This window comes from Amycolatopsis sp. NPDC114504 (assembly GCF_055633595.1).
Map to the genome: position 1 here is coordinate 1,302,400 of NZ_JBVKDU010000001.1, position 12,866 is coordinate 1,315,265.

General features: G+C 72.2%; 10 protein-coding genes. 4 read left to right on the forward strand and 6 right to left on the reverse strand.

Annotated features, from left to right (window positions below; genetic code table 11):
• Window positions 1-16 precede the first annotated feature (16 nt).
• Window positions 17-2,761: a helix-turn-helix transcriptional regulator gene (locus tag ACZ7PG_RS06065; RefSeq protein ID WP_470237995.1), complete on the reverse strand. Its 2,745-nt coding sequence runs from the start codon at window positions 2,759-2,761 to the stop codon at window positions 17-19.
• 137 nt (window positions 2,762-2,898) lie between these two features.
• Between ACZ7PG_RS06065 and ACZ7PG_RS06070 the strand changes: the two genes are divergently transcribed.
• The 3 genes from ACZ7PG_RS06070 to ACZ7PG_RS06080 all read left to right on the forward strand — a co-directional run bounded on the left by ACZ7PG_RS06070 (window position 2,899) and on the right by ACZ7PG_RS06080 (window position 5,925).
• Window positions 2,899-3,471: a VOC family protein gene (locus tag ACZ7PG_RS06070; protein WP_470237996.1), complete on the forward strand. Its 573-nt coding sequence runs from the start codon at window positions 2,899-2,901 to the stop codon at window positions 3,469-3,471.
• 76 nt (window positions 3,472-3,547) lie between these two features.
• Entirely contained in the window at window positions 3,548-4,912 is a 1,365-nt protein-coding gene (locus tag ACZ7PG_RS06075; RefSeq protein ID WP_470237997.1) for a dihydrolipoyl dehydrogenase family protein, read from the forward strand.
• Window positions 4,913-4,932: 20 nt separating this feature from the next.
• Complete coding sequence (locus ACZ7PG_RS06080; RefSeq protein WP_470237998.1) at window positions 4,933-5,925, forward strand: alcohol dehydrogenase catalytic domain-containing protein; 993 nt, start codon at window positions 4,933-4,935, stop codon at window positions 5,923-5,925.
• Between the two features lie 81 nt (window positions 5,926-6,006).
• On the opposite strand, the gene ACZ7PG_RS06085 is transcribed toward ACZ7PG_RS06080, so the two are convergent.
• The 3 genes from ACZ7PG_RS06085 to ACZ7PG_RS06095 all read right to left on the reverse strand — a co-directional run bounded on the left by ACZ7PG_RS06085 (window position 6,007) and on the right by ACZ7PG_RS06095 (window position 9,448).
• Window positions 6,007-6,849 carry an SAM-dependent methyltransferase gene (locus ACZ7PG_RS06085; protein ID WP_470237999.1) on the reverse strand — a complete coding sequence of 281 codons (843 nt, stop codon included), beginning with the start codon at window positions 6,847-6,849 and terminating at the stop codon, window positions 6,007-6,009.
• Window positions 6,850-7,038: 189 nt separating this feature from the next.
• Window positions 7,039-8,229, reverse strand: coding sequence for a N(5)-(carboxyethyl)ornithine synthase (locus ACZ7PG_RS06090; protein ID WP_470238000.1), 1,191 nt, complete (start codon window positions 8,227-8,229; stop codon window positions 7,039-7,041).
• Between the two features lie 307 nt (window positions 8,230-8,536).
• Complete coding sequence (locus ACZ7PG_RS06095; RefSeq protein WP_470238001.1) at window positions 8,537-9,448, reverse strand: helix-turn-helix transcriptional regulator; 912 nt, start codon at window positions 9,446-9,448, stop codon at window positions 8,537-8,539.
• Between the two features lie 131 nt (window positions 9,449-9,579).
• Here ACZ7PG_RS06095 and ACZ7PG_RS06100 point away from each other — a divergent pair, with 131 nt between their 5' ends.
• Complete coding sequence (locus ACZ7PG_RS06100; protein WP_470238002.1) at window positions 9,580-10,530, forward strand: NADP-dependent oxidoreductase; 951 nt, start codon at window positions 9,580-9,582, stop codon at window positions 10,528-10,530.
• Between the two features lie 234 nt (window positions 10,531-10,764).
• On the opposite strand, the gene ACZ7PG_RS06105 is transcribed toward ACZ7PG_RS06100, so the two are convergent.
• Together ACZ7PG_RS06105 and ACZ7PG_RS06110 are read right to left on the reverse strand one after the other, a co-directional pair.
• Window positions 10,765-11,325 (reverse strand): hypothetical protein, encoded by a 561-nt coding sequence (locus tag ACZ7PG_RS06105; protein WP_470238003.1) that lies wholly within the window; start codon window positions 11,323-11,325, stop codon window positions 10,765-10,767.
• Window positions 11,326-11,603: 278 nt separating this feature from the next.
• A complete protein-coding gene (locus tag ACZ7PG_RS06110) occupies window positions 11,604-12,323 on the reverse strand; it encodes a G1 family glutamic endopeptidase (RefSeq protein WP_470238004.1) in 720 nt (239 codons plus the stop codon).
• Window positions 12,324-12,866 lie beyond the last annotated feature (543 nt).

A 12,866-nucleotide genomic window follows, 5' to 3' on the forward strand; every position in this document is an offset into this window, starting at 1 on the left:
TCCCGGCGCGAACGGCTCACCGGCCGGCCGGGTCGACCGGCGCCGCCGCCCCGTCGAAGACCGCGTCGCGCAGTTGACGCCGCGAACTGATCGCGAGCTTGCCGAAAACCTTGCGCAGGTGCCATTCCACGGTGCGCGGGCTGAGGAAGAGCCGCGAGCCGATCTCGGGGTTCGACAGTCCTTCGCGCGCGAGGCGGGCGATCTGGAACTCCTGCGGGGTCAGCTCCTCGGCAGCTCCGGCGGTGCGTTTGCGCGCCGTCTCACCGGTGGCCAGCAGCTCGCGGCGCGCGCGTTCGGCGAAGGCTTCGAGGCCCATCTCCGAGGTCGAGACGTGCGCGGTGCGCAGGTGCTCGCGGGCGTCGACCCGGCGTCCCTCGCGCCGGAGCCACTCGCCGAACAGCAGCTGGGCCCGGGCCAGCTCGACCCGCAACGGCGTCCCGGCGAGCAGCGCGACCGATTCGGCGTAGCACTCGCCCGGTGTGAAGCCCGCCAGCGCCCGCAGACGGGTTTCGAGGGCCCTGTTCCACACCGTCGGGGTGGCCCGCGCCCGTTCCGACATCCGCTCCAGCGCCGCGGTGACGAGGTCGGCGTCGCCGGTGCGCGAGGCGGCCTCCGCCAGTTCCGCCGTCGCCAGGGCCTGGTGGCCGACCGTGTCGTGCTCGAACACCCGGTAGGCCGCGTCCCGGGCGGCTTCGTGGCGGCCGAGGCCGTTGGCGAGCACGGCCTGCGCGTAGTCGGCGAACCGCACGACCCGGCCCTGGCCCCGCTCGGCCGCCGCGGCGGCGGCGGCCGTGATCTCCGCGGAGGCGTCCCTGCCGCGCAAGGCGGCGAGCAGGACGGCGCTGTACCCGACGGGACGGCCCCCGGTGACCTCGGCGAGCAGGCGGTCCTCGTCGACGAGTGCCTGTGCCGCCGCCAGATCGCCCGCCAGCAGCTCGTGGTTGCCGAGGAAGTTGAGGGCGAACTGCAGCTGGACGAGCGCGCCGGTGTCGCGCGCCAGCCGCACTTGACGCTCGGCAAACGCACGCCCGGCGGCGTAGTCCAGCACCTCGGTCGCCAGGGTGCCGCCGGCCCGGTTGCCCAGCAGCCACAGCACGCGGCCGGTGTTCTCGCCGGCGGTGTCCAGCGTCCGGACGGCGTCGATCGCCTTGGTCATCAGCGGGGCCGCGGCCGCGTAGCCGTCGGTGAAGCGGGTGACGAGCGCGTCGAGCACGAGGTCGACGACGGTCGGTGGCGATTCGGCCGCGGGGGCCGCACGCGCCTGCTTCGCGGCTTCGATCCCGGATCCCGCCCAGACCGCGGCGCCGAGCGCTTCCAGGTACGTTTCGCGAGCCCGGGCCCCGTCGAGCCGTCCGGCGGCGCGCAGGAGCAACTCCGCCGCCTCGCCACCCCTGCGCTGGTCGAACGCGATCTGCCCGCGCAGCCGTTCGACCTCGGCGTCCCGCGCGGAGTCCGGTGGCCCGGCTTCGGCCGCTCCCAGCAGGCCCAACGCCGCTTCGAGCGCGCCCGCGCCGCGTTTCGCCCGGGCGGCCGCGAGCTCCCGCCGCGCCCGCAGCGCCGGATCGGGGGTGAGCGTGGCGGCCTGGTCCAGCAGCGCCGCCGCGGCGCCGAGCCCCCCTCGCGCCTGAGCCCGACCGGCCGACCGCTCCAGCTCGGCCGCGACGTCTTCGTCCGGGGCGACGGTCGCCTGCGCGCGGTGCCACGCCCGCCGATCCGGATCGAGCGCCGGGTCGGTGACCGCCGCGAGCGCCCGGTGCACTTCCTGCCGCTCTCGGACCGAGGCGGACCGGTAGACGGCCGAGCGCACCAGCGGATGCCGGAACCGGATCCGCGGCCCGAACTCGATCAGCCCGGTCCACTCGGCGGCGGCAGCCGGGTCCGCGCCCAAGCCGAGCTCACCGGCCGCGCGCCAGAGCACCGTGGCGTCTCCCAGCGGCTCCGCCGCCGCGGCCAGCAGCAGCTTCCTGGTGCTCACCGGCAGTGGCGCGAGCTGCTGCAGGAAGCAGCGCTCGAGGCGGTCGGCCAGCGCATCGCCGTCCGGCCGGAACAGCCCGTCGGTGTGCTCGGCGGCGGTCCAGAACCGGGGCAGCTCCACCAGCGCGAGCGGGTTGCCGTGCGTTTCGGCGATGATCCGGTCGCGCACGCGGCCGTCCAGCGGACCTTTGAGCACCGAGTCCAGCAGAGCGCCGGCCGCCGCAGCCTCGATGCCGCGGACAGCCAGCTCCGGGAGGCCGGCCAGATCGAGCTCCTCCGCGGGCTCGCGCACGGCGACGATCAGAGCGATCGGCTCGGCCAGCAGCCGCCGCGCGACGAACGCGAAGACCTGTGCGGACACGCGATCCAGCCACTGCGCGTCGTCGACCAGGCACACCAGGGGCCGGTCCTCGGCGACTTCCCCGAGCAAGGTCAGCACCGCCAGGCCGACCAGGAACCGGTCCGGCGGGTCGCCCGCGGTCAGGCCGAACGCCGTGCCGAGAGCGGCCAGCTGCGGCGCGGGCAGGTGCTCGAGCCGGTCGAGGAACGGCGCGCAAAGCTGCTGCAGGCCGGCGTAGGGCAGCTCCCGCTCCGACTCGACACCGGCCGTCCGCGCCACCCGGCAGCCGGTCGCCCGCGCCGCGACCCGGTCCAGCAGAGCGGTCTTGCCGATCCCCGCCTCGCCGCGCAGCACCAGTACCCGGCTGTGCCCGGCCCGCGCGGCGGCGAGGACGCCGTCGAGAGCGGCGAGCTCGTCGCCGCGGCCGACCAGCTCCGGATCCGACATGAACCGGACCCTAGCGCGACCCCGGGTCCCGGGCCCGGGACGGACCAGGGTGTCTCACGGGGGCGAACGGGCCCGCTCCGGGGCGAATGTGGTGGCAGCGGCGAAACCCGCCGCCCCACGAAGAAGGAGTTCCGATCATGGACATGAAGCTCGAAGTCGTGGTCCTGCCCGTCACCGACGTCGACCGGACCAAGCACTTCTACAAGACCCTCGGCTGGCGCGAAGACGCCGACATCGCCTTCGGCACCTCCCGGATCGTGCAGCTCACCCCGCCGGGATCCGCCACCTCGGTCCACTTCGGCACCGGCATCACCGACGCCACTCCGGGCTCGGTCCGCAGCACCTACCTCGTCGTCGACGACGTCGAAGCGGCCCGCAAGGAGCTCGCCGGCCACGGCGTCGAGGTCAGCGAGGTCTTCCACCGCGACGACACCGGCGCGTTCGCCCCGGGCATCCACCCCGACCGCGGCACCTACTCCTCGTTCGCGTCGTTCAGCGACCCCGACGGCAACACCTGGCTGCTGCAGGAGATCACCACCCGCTTCCCCGGCCGCGTCGACGGCGTGACCTACGACTCGACGCAGAAGCTCGAGACGGCGCTGCGTGAGGCTGCCGCCGCGCACGGCGAGCACGAGAAGGAAACCGGGGAATACGACGAGCAATGGCCGGTCTGGTACGCCGAGTACATGGCCCGGCACCAGGACGCCTGAGCCCATCCGGCGGTGCGCGGGGCGACCCGCGCACCGGATCCTCGACATGAAGGCCAGCTCTTCGAAAGAAGGAATCATGGCTCAACGCGATTTCGACGCCATCGTCCTCGGCGGTGGCGCACCGGGTGAACACACCGCGGCCGCGATCGCCGCGGGCGGCCTGCGGGTCGCCGTCGTCGAGCGGGAGCTGCTCGGCGGCGAATGCTCCTACTGGGCGTGCATCCCGTCCAAAACCCTGCTGCGGCCCGGCGAAGCACTCGCCGCCGCCCGCGACGTCCCGGGTGCCCGCGAGGCGGTCACCGGTCAGGCCGACGCCGCCGCGGCGTTCGCCTGGCGTGACTTCATGGTGTCGTCCTACGACGACGCGGGCGCCGAGAAGTGGGCCCGCGACACCGGCATCGAGGTGCTGCGCGGCGAAGGCAAGCTCGCCGGGCCGCACACCGTCGCCGTCGGCGGAAAGGAGTACACCGCCGACCACATCGTCGTCGCGACCGGCTCCGCGCCGGTCATCCCGCCGGTGCCCGGTCTGCGCGACCTGCCCGGGCTGTGGACGAACCGGGAAGCCACCGGCGCCACCGAAGTCCCCCGCCGGCTCCTCGTCCTCGGGGCCGGGCCGACGGGAGTCGAGCTGTCCCAGGCGTTCGCCCGCCTCGGCGCCGACGTCACGCTCGTCGACGGCGCCGACCACGTCCTCCCCCGCGAACCCCGGGCACTCGGCGAAGCCGTCGGAGAAGCACTGCGCGCGGACGGCATCGCCCTGCACCTCGGGCAGCACGCGAGCGCGGCCCGGCTCGACGGCGACGAGTACGTGCTCGACTTCCCCGACGGCACGCAGGCGCGCGCCGAGCGGCTCCTCGTCGCCACCGGACGACGTCCCCGCGTCGAAGGCATCGGGCTGGAGACCGTCGGCGTCGAGGCGAACCCACACGGGATCCCGGTCGACGACCGCATGAACGCGGGCGAGGGCCTGTGGGCCGTCGGCGACGTCACCGGGCAGTGGAACCTGACCCACGTCGGCGAGTACCAGGGCCGGGTCGTGGCCGCGAACATCCTCGGCCGGCCCGCTTCCGTGAACTACGACGCGATCCCCCGCGTGGTGTTCACCGACCCGCAGGCCGCGGCCGTCGGCGCCGCCGAAGGCGCCTTCACCGCGACCGTGCAGCTGTCCGGCGTCCCGCGCACCTCGACCTACACCCGCGCCTACGACACACGTCCCGGCTTCCTCACCGTCGTCTCCGACGGCGAACGGCTGACCGGCGCGTACGCCGCCGGCCCCGAGGCCGGCGAGTGGCTGCAGCAGGCCACCCTCGCGATCCGCGCCCGCGTCCCGCTGGCCGTGCTGCTCGACGTCGTCCAGCCGTTCCCGACCTTCTCCGAAGCCTTCCTGCACGTCCTGCGCGATCTCGACCGCCAGGTCCACCCCCTGATCGGAGCCCCGTGATGTCCTACCGTGCGTTCGAAGTGACCGGGACACGCCAGTTCGCCCTGATCGAGCGCGAAATCCGCGACCCGCTGCCCGGCGAGGTGCGCCTGCGCGTCGAGGCCTGCGGGGTCTGCCACAGCGACACCCTCGCCGTCGAAGGCCTGCGTGCCGACCCGTCGGCGCCGGTCGTGCCCGGCCACGAGATCGTCGGCGTGATCGAGGCCGTCGGCCCGGGCGTGACGGCCTGGGCCACCGGTGACCACGTCGGCGTGGGCTACCTCAACGGCCACTGCGGGCAGTGCGACAACTGCCGCCGCGGCGACTTCGTCAACTGCACCGACCAGCCCTGGACCGGCACCACCACCGACGGCGGCTACGCCGAAGTCGCCTACGCCCGCGCCACCGGCCTGGTCCGCATCCCCGCCGGCGCGCAGCCGCTCGACGTGGCACCGCTGCTGTGCGCCGGGCTCACCGTGTACCGCGCGCTGCTCACCGCCGACGCCCGGCCGGGCTCGCTGGTAGCGGTGCAAGGCATCGGCGGCCTCGGCCACCTCGGCATCCAGTACGCCAAGACGCTCGGCTACCGCGTCGCGGCGATCGCCCGCGGCACCGGCAAAGCCGAACTGGCCGCCGAACTCGGCGCCGACGAGTACCTCGACAGCACCGCGACCGATCCCGGCCAGGAGCTGACCAGGCTGGGCGGAGCGGCGGCGATCGTCGCGACGGCGTCCAGCGGCGCGTCGATGTCCTCGCTCGTGGCCGGGCTCGGTACTCGCGGGCAGCTGCTCGTCGTCGGCGCGGCCCCCGACCCGATCGAGGTCCGCACCCCCGACCTGATCTTCGGAACGCGTTCGGTGACCGGTGCGCTCACCGGTTCCTCGATCGAAAACGAGGACAGTCTCCGGCTGGCCCACGACCGCGGAATCCGCAGCCGCAACGAGATCATGCCGCTGTCCGAGGCACCGAAGGCCTACGAGCGGATGATGTCCGGCGACGCCCGGTTCCGTGTCGTCCTCGACACCCGGGAATGAACCAGCCGATTTCCGCGAGCCGGCGCCGGCGGCAGGCATCAGGCCGGCGCCGTCACCCGCGGGAACGGTTCGGGTCGACCGTCAGGGTTTGCGTGCCACGACACCGGCGATGAGCCGCTGGGCGGAGTTGAGCGGTTTCAGGTTCGGCCCGTCCGACCACCAGTTCGCCAGCAGCGCAACCCCCGGCTCCACCGGCACCAGCCCGGGCAGCAGCTCCTCGATCTCCGCCTCGGTGCGCGCGGTGGCGCCGCCGAGCGAGCCACGAGCGATGGCTTCCTCGAAGGCCGCTATCGTGTCGTGATCGCCGCCTTCGCCCGGGTCGAACAGGTGCGAAATGGCGACATAGGAACCCGACGGGAGCGCCTCGACGTACTCCCGCATGATTTCGGCCGGTCGGTGCCGGTCGCCCTTGTAGTGGTGCAGCGTGGCGACGAACATCAGGGCGATCGGGCGCGACCAGTCGAGGTGCTCCCGCACGACGTCGTCCTGCAGGATCGTCTTCGGTTCGAAGATGTCGCCGGCCACGAACCGGGTCCGGTCGTTCTCCACCAGCAGCGCTTGGCCGTGCGCGACCACGACCGGGTCGTTGTCGACGTAGACGACCTTGGCCTGCTTGTCGACGCGCTGGACGACCTGGTGCACGTTCTCCGTCGTCGGCAGCCCCGACCCGCAGTCGAGGTACTGATCGATCCCGGCCCGTTCGGCGAGGAACCGGCACACCCGGATGAGGTACCGCCGGTTCTCCAGCGCCAGGTCGGCGACCTCGGGCATGACCTGCCGCAGCCGCGCCAGCTCGTCCCGGTCGACCTGGTAGTGGTCTTTCCCCCCGAGCACGAAGTCGTACATGCGGGCAATGCTGGCCCGGCCCGGATCGACCCCGACCGGCGTGTTCGGGCCGGCTCCTGCCTCCGATGCCACGATCATCTCCCTTGCTCGCGCTGCCGAGGTCGAACCGAGCGTAGCCGGACTACTCTGTTCCGTGAAGGCAGGCTCGGTCACGGCCGAGGCCCTCGTACGGTTCCGCCGGTTGCGCGACGGGTTTCGGCCTGCCGGCCGGCGAGCGAGTGTCCGCGGTCGTGGACGGCCCGGTCGGCGTAGTCGATCACGGCCGCTTCACCCCGCCGAGGTATGTCCACTCAGGACACCTGGGGTTCCGGCCCGGTGGTGCGGGTATTCCGGTGAACGGTGCTGGAAGGACAGGATCGCCGGGTTCCGGATCGTGCCGTCCCGAATTTCCCCGGCCCGCCGCACGGTTTCGTTCTCGTCCCATGCGGACTGTCCGGAAAGGACTGTCCGCAGGTGGGGCAGCAGTGCCTCGCTGATCTCCCAGGTCGCCGAGTTCCACAGGTAGGACGGGCTGTGGTCGACGGCGTAGTAGGTGACGCCGTCGCCGATCGGGACGGTCGGCCGGGCGAACGTCGTGGGCCGGGCCCAGCTGAAGCCCATGCCTTCGTCGCAGGAGACGTCGACGATGAGGCTCCCCGGGGCGAAGGCGGCGAGATCTTCCTCGATGAGGAACGTCAGCGGCGCGCCGGTGTCCTGCAGCACGCAGTTGACGACGATGTCGTGCTCGGCGAGGAACCCGGCCAGCGGTACCCGGCCGTTGCCGGTGATCGCGTGGCTGCGGCGGAGATCTCCCGGGTTGTTCGCGTCGTGGTCGATGTGCACCATCGTCGCCGAGTGGATCGGTGAGCCGACCGCGCTGAGGCCGCGCGCGGTGAGGACGTCGACGTCGTGGATCCCGTGGGCGTTCAGCGCGGTCACCGAACCGCGCGCCGTCGCGCCGAAGCCGATCACCACGGCCCGCAGGCGGCGGCCGTAGTCGCCGGTCGAGCCGATCAGCTGCAGGGCGTGCAGCACCGAGCAGTAGCCGGCCAGTTCGTTGTTCTTGTGGAAGACGTGCAGGCCGAACGAGCCGTCGCGCCGCCAATGGTTCATCGCCTCGAAGGCGATGACCGTCAGCTTCCGGTCGATGGCCTGCTGGGTCAGCTCCGTGTCCTGCACGCAGTGCGGCCAGCCCCACAGCACCTGGCCGGGCCGCAGCTCGGCGACGTCCTCCCGAAGCGGCTTGGCGAGCAGGATGACGTCGCACCCGGCGATCAGCTCCTCGCGCGTGCGCAGCCCCGCGACGGCGGCCGCCAGGCGTTCGTCGGGCACGCCGAAGGGTTCGCCGTAGCCGTGTTCGAGGTAGATCCTCTTCCGGAGATCGGCGTCGATCCGGTCCAGGTGATGGGGGTGGATCGGCAACCGCCGTTCGTTCTCTTTCCGTGAACGCGCGATGACGCCGAGACTGAGCTGGTGCACGGTGGCCCCTTTGCTAGAAGCCAGTCTTAGCACACTCAGCGACGCCGTCGTGCACGCTGGGTGGTGTCGGAGAGCATTTCGTGCCTGCTCGCCGCGCAGACCGAGGGTGACGTACCGCTGCCCGCCTGAGCCACGTCACCTGCCGGCGGTCGGTCTCTGTCCTCAAAGGACGCTTCGGTGGAGACCACCCACCTGGCCCCGGACCGCGGGCAGGACAGGAACGGACCGGCACGATCTCTTCGCGACGAGCACACCGGCCACCAATCCGAGGCGGACCACCAGGCGCGCCGATGCCGACCGCAGTGCGTCAGCCACCCTGGGAACGGTGTGCGTCCGATGCCGCGGGCGATCCGGATCCGACGTGGACCGCCGGCCGGGTGGCCGGATCGAGCGTGCCCGCCAGCCGCCGAAGTCGTTCGTCGTCCGGGCTGCCCGGCTCGGCGGTGTAGACGATGAGCACGGGCCCGGGCGCGCCCGGCATCGGGTAGGCGTCCCAGTCCAGGTTCAGCTCTCCGACCAGCGGGTGATCGACGCGCATCCGGCCGCGGGTCGTGTCCTCGACGTCGTGGCGGGCCCACAGCGCCGCGAACTCCGCACTGCGCACCGCCAGCTCACCCACCAGCTCCACCGCGCGCGGGTGCCCCGGCTCGGTGGCGACCTGCGTCCGCAGCATGGCCGTCAGCTCGGCGACCGTGCCCGACCGTTCCGGGCAGGCCTGGTCGGCCTCGGGGTGCAGCAACATCGCCAGCAGGTTCCGTTCGGCCCGCGGCAGCTCGGTGAACGCGCCCAGCAACGCACCGGCCAGCGGGTTCCAGGCCAGCACGTCCAGGAAGCGCCCGACGACCAGGGCGGGCGAGGTCGTCGCGGCCAGCAGCCGCAGCGTGGTCGCCGGCACCTCCTCCGGCGCATACGCCTGCGCGGGCCGGTTCGGGGTGCGCGCGGCGACGGCGAGGCTGTGCAGGTGCCGGGTCTCCTCGGCGGAGAAGCCCAGCGCCCCGGCGATGGCGTCGAGGACCTGGTCGGACGGCCGCACGTCACGCCCCTGCTCCATGCGCTGGTAGTAGTCCGAGCTCACCCCGGCCAGCAGGGCCAGCTCCTCGCGGCGCAGCCCGGCCACACGCCGCCGGGGGCCCGGCTCCAAACCGACGTCCTGCGGCCGCACCCGGGTTCGCCGGGTCCGCAGGAACTCGGCCAGCGCGCGGCGAGGGTCATCGGTCACCGGCCCAGTATGCCCGGGACGCGCCCGGCGAAGGTGGGTCCGGCAGACCCAGGACAACGCGAACGACCGTGATTCCGCGGGCACACCCCAGGATCGGTGGCACACCAGCCGATCACGGGAGGAAACACCACATGAAGGCCGCACAGATCACCAGCTTCGGAGCACCGGACGTCCTGCGAGTCACCGAAACCGACCGCCCCTCCCCCGGCGCCGGCGAGGTCCTGGTGTCGGTCGAGGCGTCCAGCGTCAACGGACACGACACGATCGTCCGCGCCGGTGGGCTGAAGATGGTGTCGGGCCGGACGTTCCCGATCGGGGTCGGCCTGGACTTCGCCGGTGTCGTCGTCGCGACCGGCTCCGACGTCGAGAGCTACCAGGCCGGGGACCGGGTGTGGGGCATGGTGCACCCCCGGAAACGGCACACCGTCGCCGGAGCGGCCGAGTACGTCGTGGTTCCCGCCGACCGCATCAGCTCCGCACCGGTGGGTGTTTCGGCGGTCGAGGCGGCATCACTGGTCGTCACGGGCAGCACCGCGCTGCTCGCACTGCGCGACAGTGTCCGGCTGACCGAGGGCGAGCGGGTCCTGGTCCGCGGCGCGGCCGGTGGCGTGGGCACCGCCGCGGTGCAGCTGGCCCACGCGATGGGTGGCCACGTCACCGCGCTGGCCCGCGACCGCCACGCCGCGGTCCTGCGTGAGCTGGGAGCCGACGAGGTCCTCGACTACGGCACCACCACCTCGGCGGAGATCGGGCCGTTCGACGTCATCGTCGACACGGTCGGCACCGAGCTGCACTGCTACCGCGGCAGGCTGGCCAAGGGCGGCCGGATGGTCACCGTCGGGCTCTCGGCTCCCGCCCTGGCCGCGATCGCGGCGTCGAGCATCCACGGCTCCCGGCGCATCCGCACGTTCAGCGCCAACCCCGGTTCCGCCGCACTGGACGAGCTGGCCGACCACGTCACGGCCGGCGCGCTCCGCCCGGCGGTGCACCGCGTGTACCCGCTGGCCGACATCGCCACCGCGCACGAGGCCTTCGAACGCGGCGGCGTGCTGGGCAAGCACGTGCTCGCCATCTCCGACTGAGGCATCGAACGGGGATGCGCGCTCATGCCGACGAGCGGATGTTCGATGCCACCGCAGGCCGGATCCGCAACGACCGCACGATGGCGGCTTCAGTTCGATTCACACCTGCCGACGCTGACCGGGCTCCACATCACCGGCCTACGTCTCCTCGCTCCGACAACAGCGGCGCGACCCATCCCCCGCCGCCCGCGAACCGGAACTCCGCCCATCCCTGATCACAGTGGCCCCGCCTGGCTACTGCGGGCGCGCCGGGAGGTCGGCGAGGAACGTCGCGGGCACAGCACGCGGCCGGCGGGGACCCCAGCCCCCGCCGGCGAACAGGACGACGCACGAGCGGCCCGTGCCACCGACCCACCCAGGCTGCGCGCGATCGAACGCCAACAGCGGAGGGCGGTGCCACAAGCTGGCTCCACCCCGCAGCCGAGCACCTTCGCCGTCGCGGTACCGAACGACGTAGTCGAGCTTCCGCTCGGGATCCCCCGAGGGCCCGGGGACCGCGGCGAGGGCGACGGCGAGGCACCCTGCCGGTTCGCTCACGATCACCGCCTGGACCGTCACGGCTCGCCAGCCGGTGCGCCGGACCGACTCGTAGCGCATCCACCACAGCACCGCCCCCGGCGTGAAGCACACCGACGCCGCGATCACCACAAACGCAACGAGCGACAAGATGTCGCTGCCGCTGCTGTACGAGATCAGGAGGACCACCAGCGCAAGCACCCAGGCCATGCCGCACGCCGTCGCCCGCAGTGCGACCGCCCCCACCCGCTCCAGCTCGCGAGCCAGTTCCGCCTCCATCGTCCCAGCGTACAAACATGCCGATGTGAAGGCCGCCACGAAATTCCTGACTCACCCACGGACTTCCACCAACCGCGAGCAGAGACAGCTCTTCCCCAGATCCAACACACTTACCGACGTCGACCAACACAAGTCGTAGCAGCCAGCAACAGTGTTACGCCAATGCACAGCGGGATCGCCCGCCCCAAAGCGCCCGCCGCCTGGTAGGCGCCCACCAAGTTGTTCCGCTGGAACAGCGTGTCCGGGGTTGTCGGGGCCGTTGAGGCGTTGGCCGGGTGTCACGGCCCGGTGTAGGAGACCGAGAACGAGTTGCCGCCGGAGGGATCGGAGGGCGTCGAGTAGGTGACGCCGTTCTGCACCAGCTTGATCTTGTCGTTCGCGGTGAGGCCGGGATTGACGCCGTTGGCCGTGGCTCCGGTGAAGCTGAACGTCGTGAACTGCGGCGGCGGACCCACGGCACCGTTGACCGTGGGCGTTTCCTCGATCCACTCCACCGACGCGTCCGGCCCGGCGTAGTCGAGGGCGCCGCGGAAGGCTTCACCGGTGGTGTCGTCGGTGAGCGTGATGCGCCAGGCGGTGCTGGTGTGGCTCTTGGTCAGCGTGGCGGTCATCGCGTCGCCGCCGTGGATCGTCAGCGGAAGCGTGGATTCGGCGGCCGGGAGGATCTCCCACCACGCGTGGTAGGTCGCCCTGCCGTTCTCGACGTAGGCCGCGGTACCGGTTTGTATCAGGTTCGAATTGGCGAACCCGTCGATGCCGACCCACTGCGACGAGTAGTGGTTTCCGGAACCGGAGACCGTCGGCACGGTCCAGTGCCCGGTCACGGCGGTGTAGGTCCCGGCGAGCGCGTATCCGGACCAGTTCGTGAACGTGGACGCGTTGTGGGCGTGCGCGAAGGTGGCGTTCGCGACACCGCCGGCGGCCGGAGCCGCGGCGAAGGCGACACCGGCCGCGGCGACCGCCACGACCGCGAAGGCACGTAGGACTTTGCCGGACATCGGACTCTCCCCTGGTTCCCGCCTTTAGTGACGGGACCACCGTGACACCGGCCGTCGACAATCCGTCGACAATGCGTCGCCAGTGCCCGCCGGGACAACCCCTGCTCGTGGTAGTAGCGCGGGAAGGCATCGATGGCCTTGCGATTGGCGTCGACGCCGTGGGGCCGCCAATCCGCGCCCAGCAGCGCGCGGTTCTCCGCGAAAACCGTAACGGGGGAGCCGTATCAAGCAACGTTGGGTAGGTAATCCGGCGGCGGATCTTGGAGTTGACAGCGAAGTGGCGTTTCGGGTGGCGGAGGCGGTTGCGCCAGCCGGTGAACGAAGCTTCGAACGCGAGGTAGGCCATAGTCGCGGCGACCTCGGCCGGCGGCCCGGCCGGCACGGCGACGGCACTCCGGCTGGCACGCCGTGGCGTGCGGGTGACGCTGTACGAGAAGTCCGATTACGGCCAGGTGCGCATGGGCGAAACCCTGCCACCCACCGTCAATCCGCTGGTGCGCGAACTGGGTGTCTGGGACGAGTTCGCCAACCTCGGATCACCGG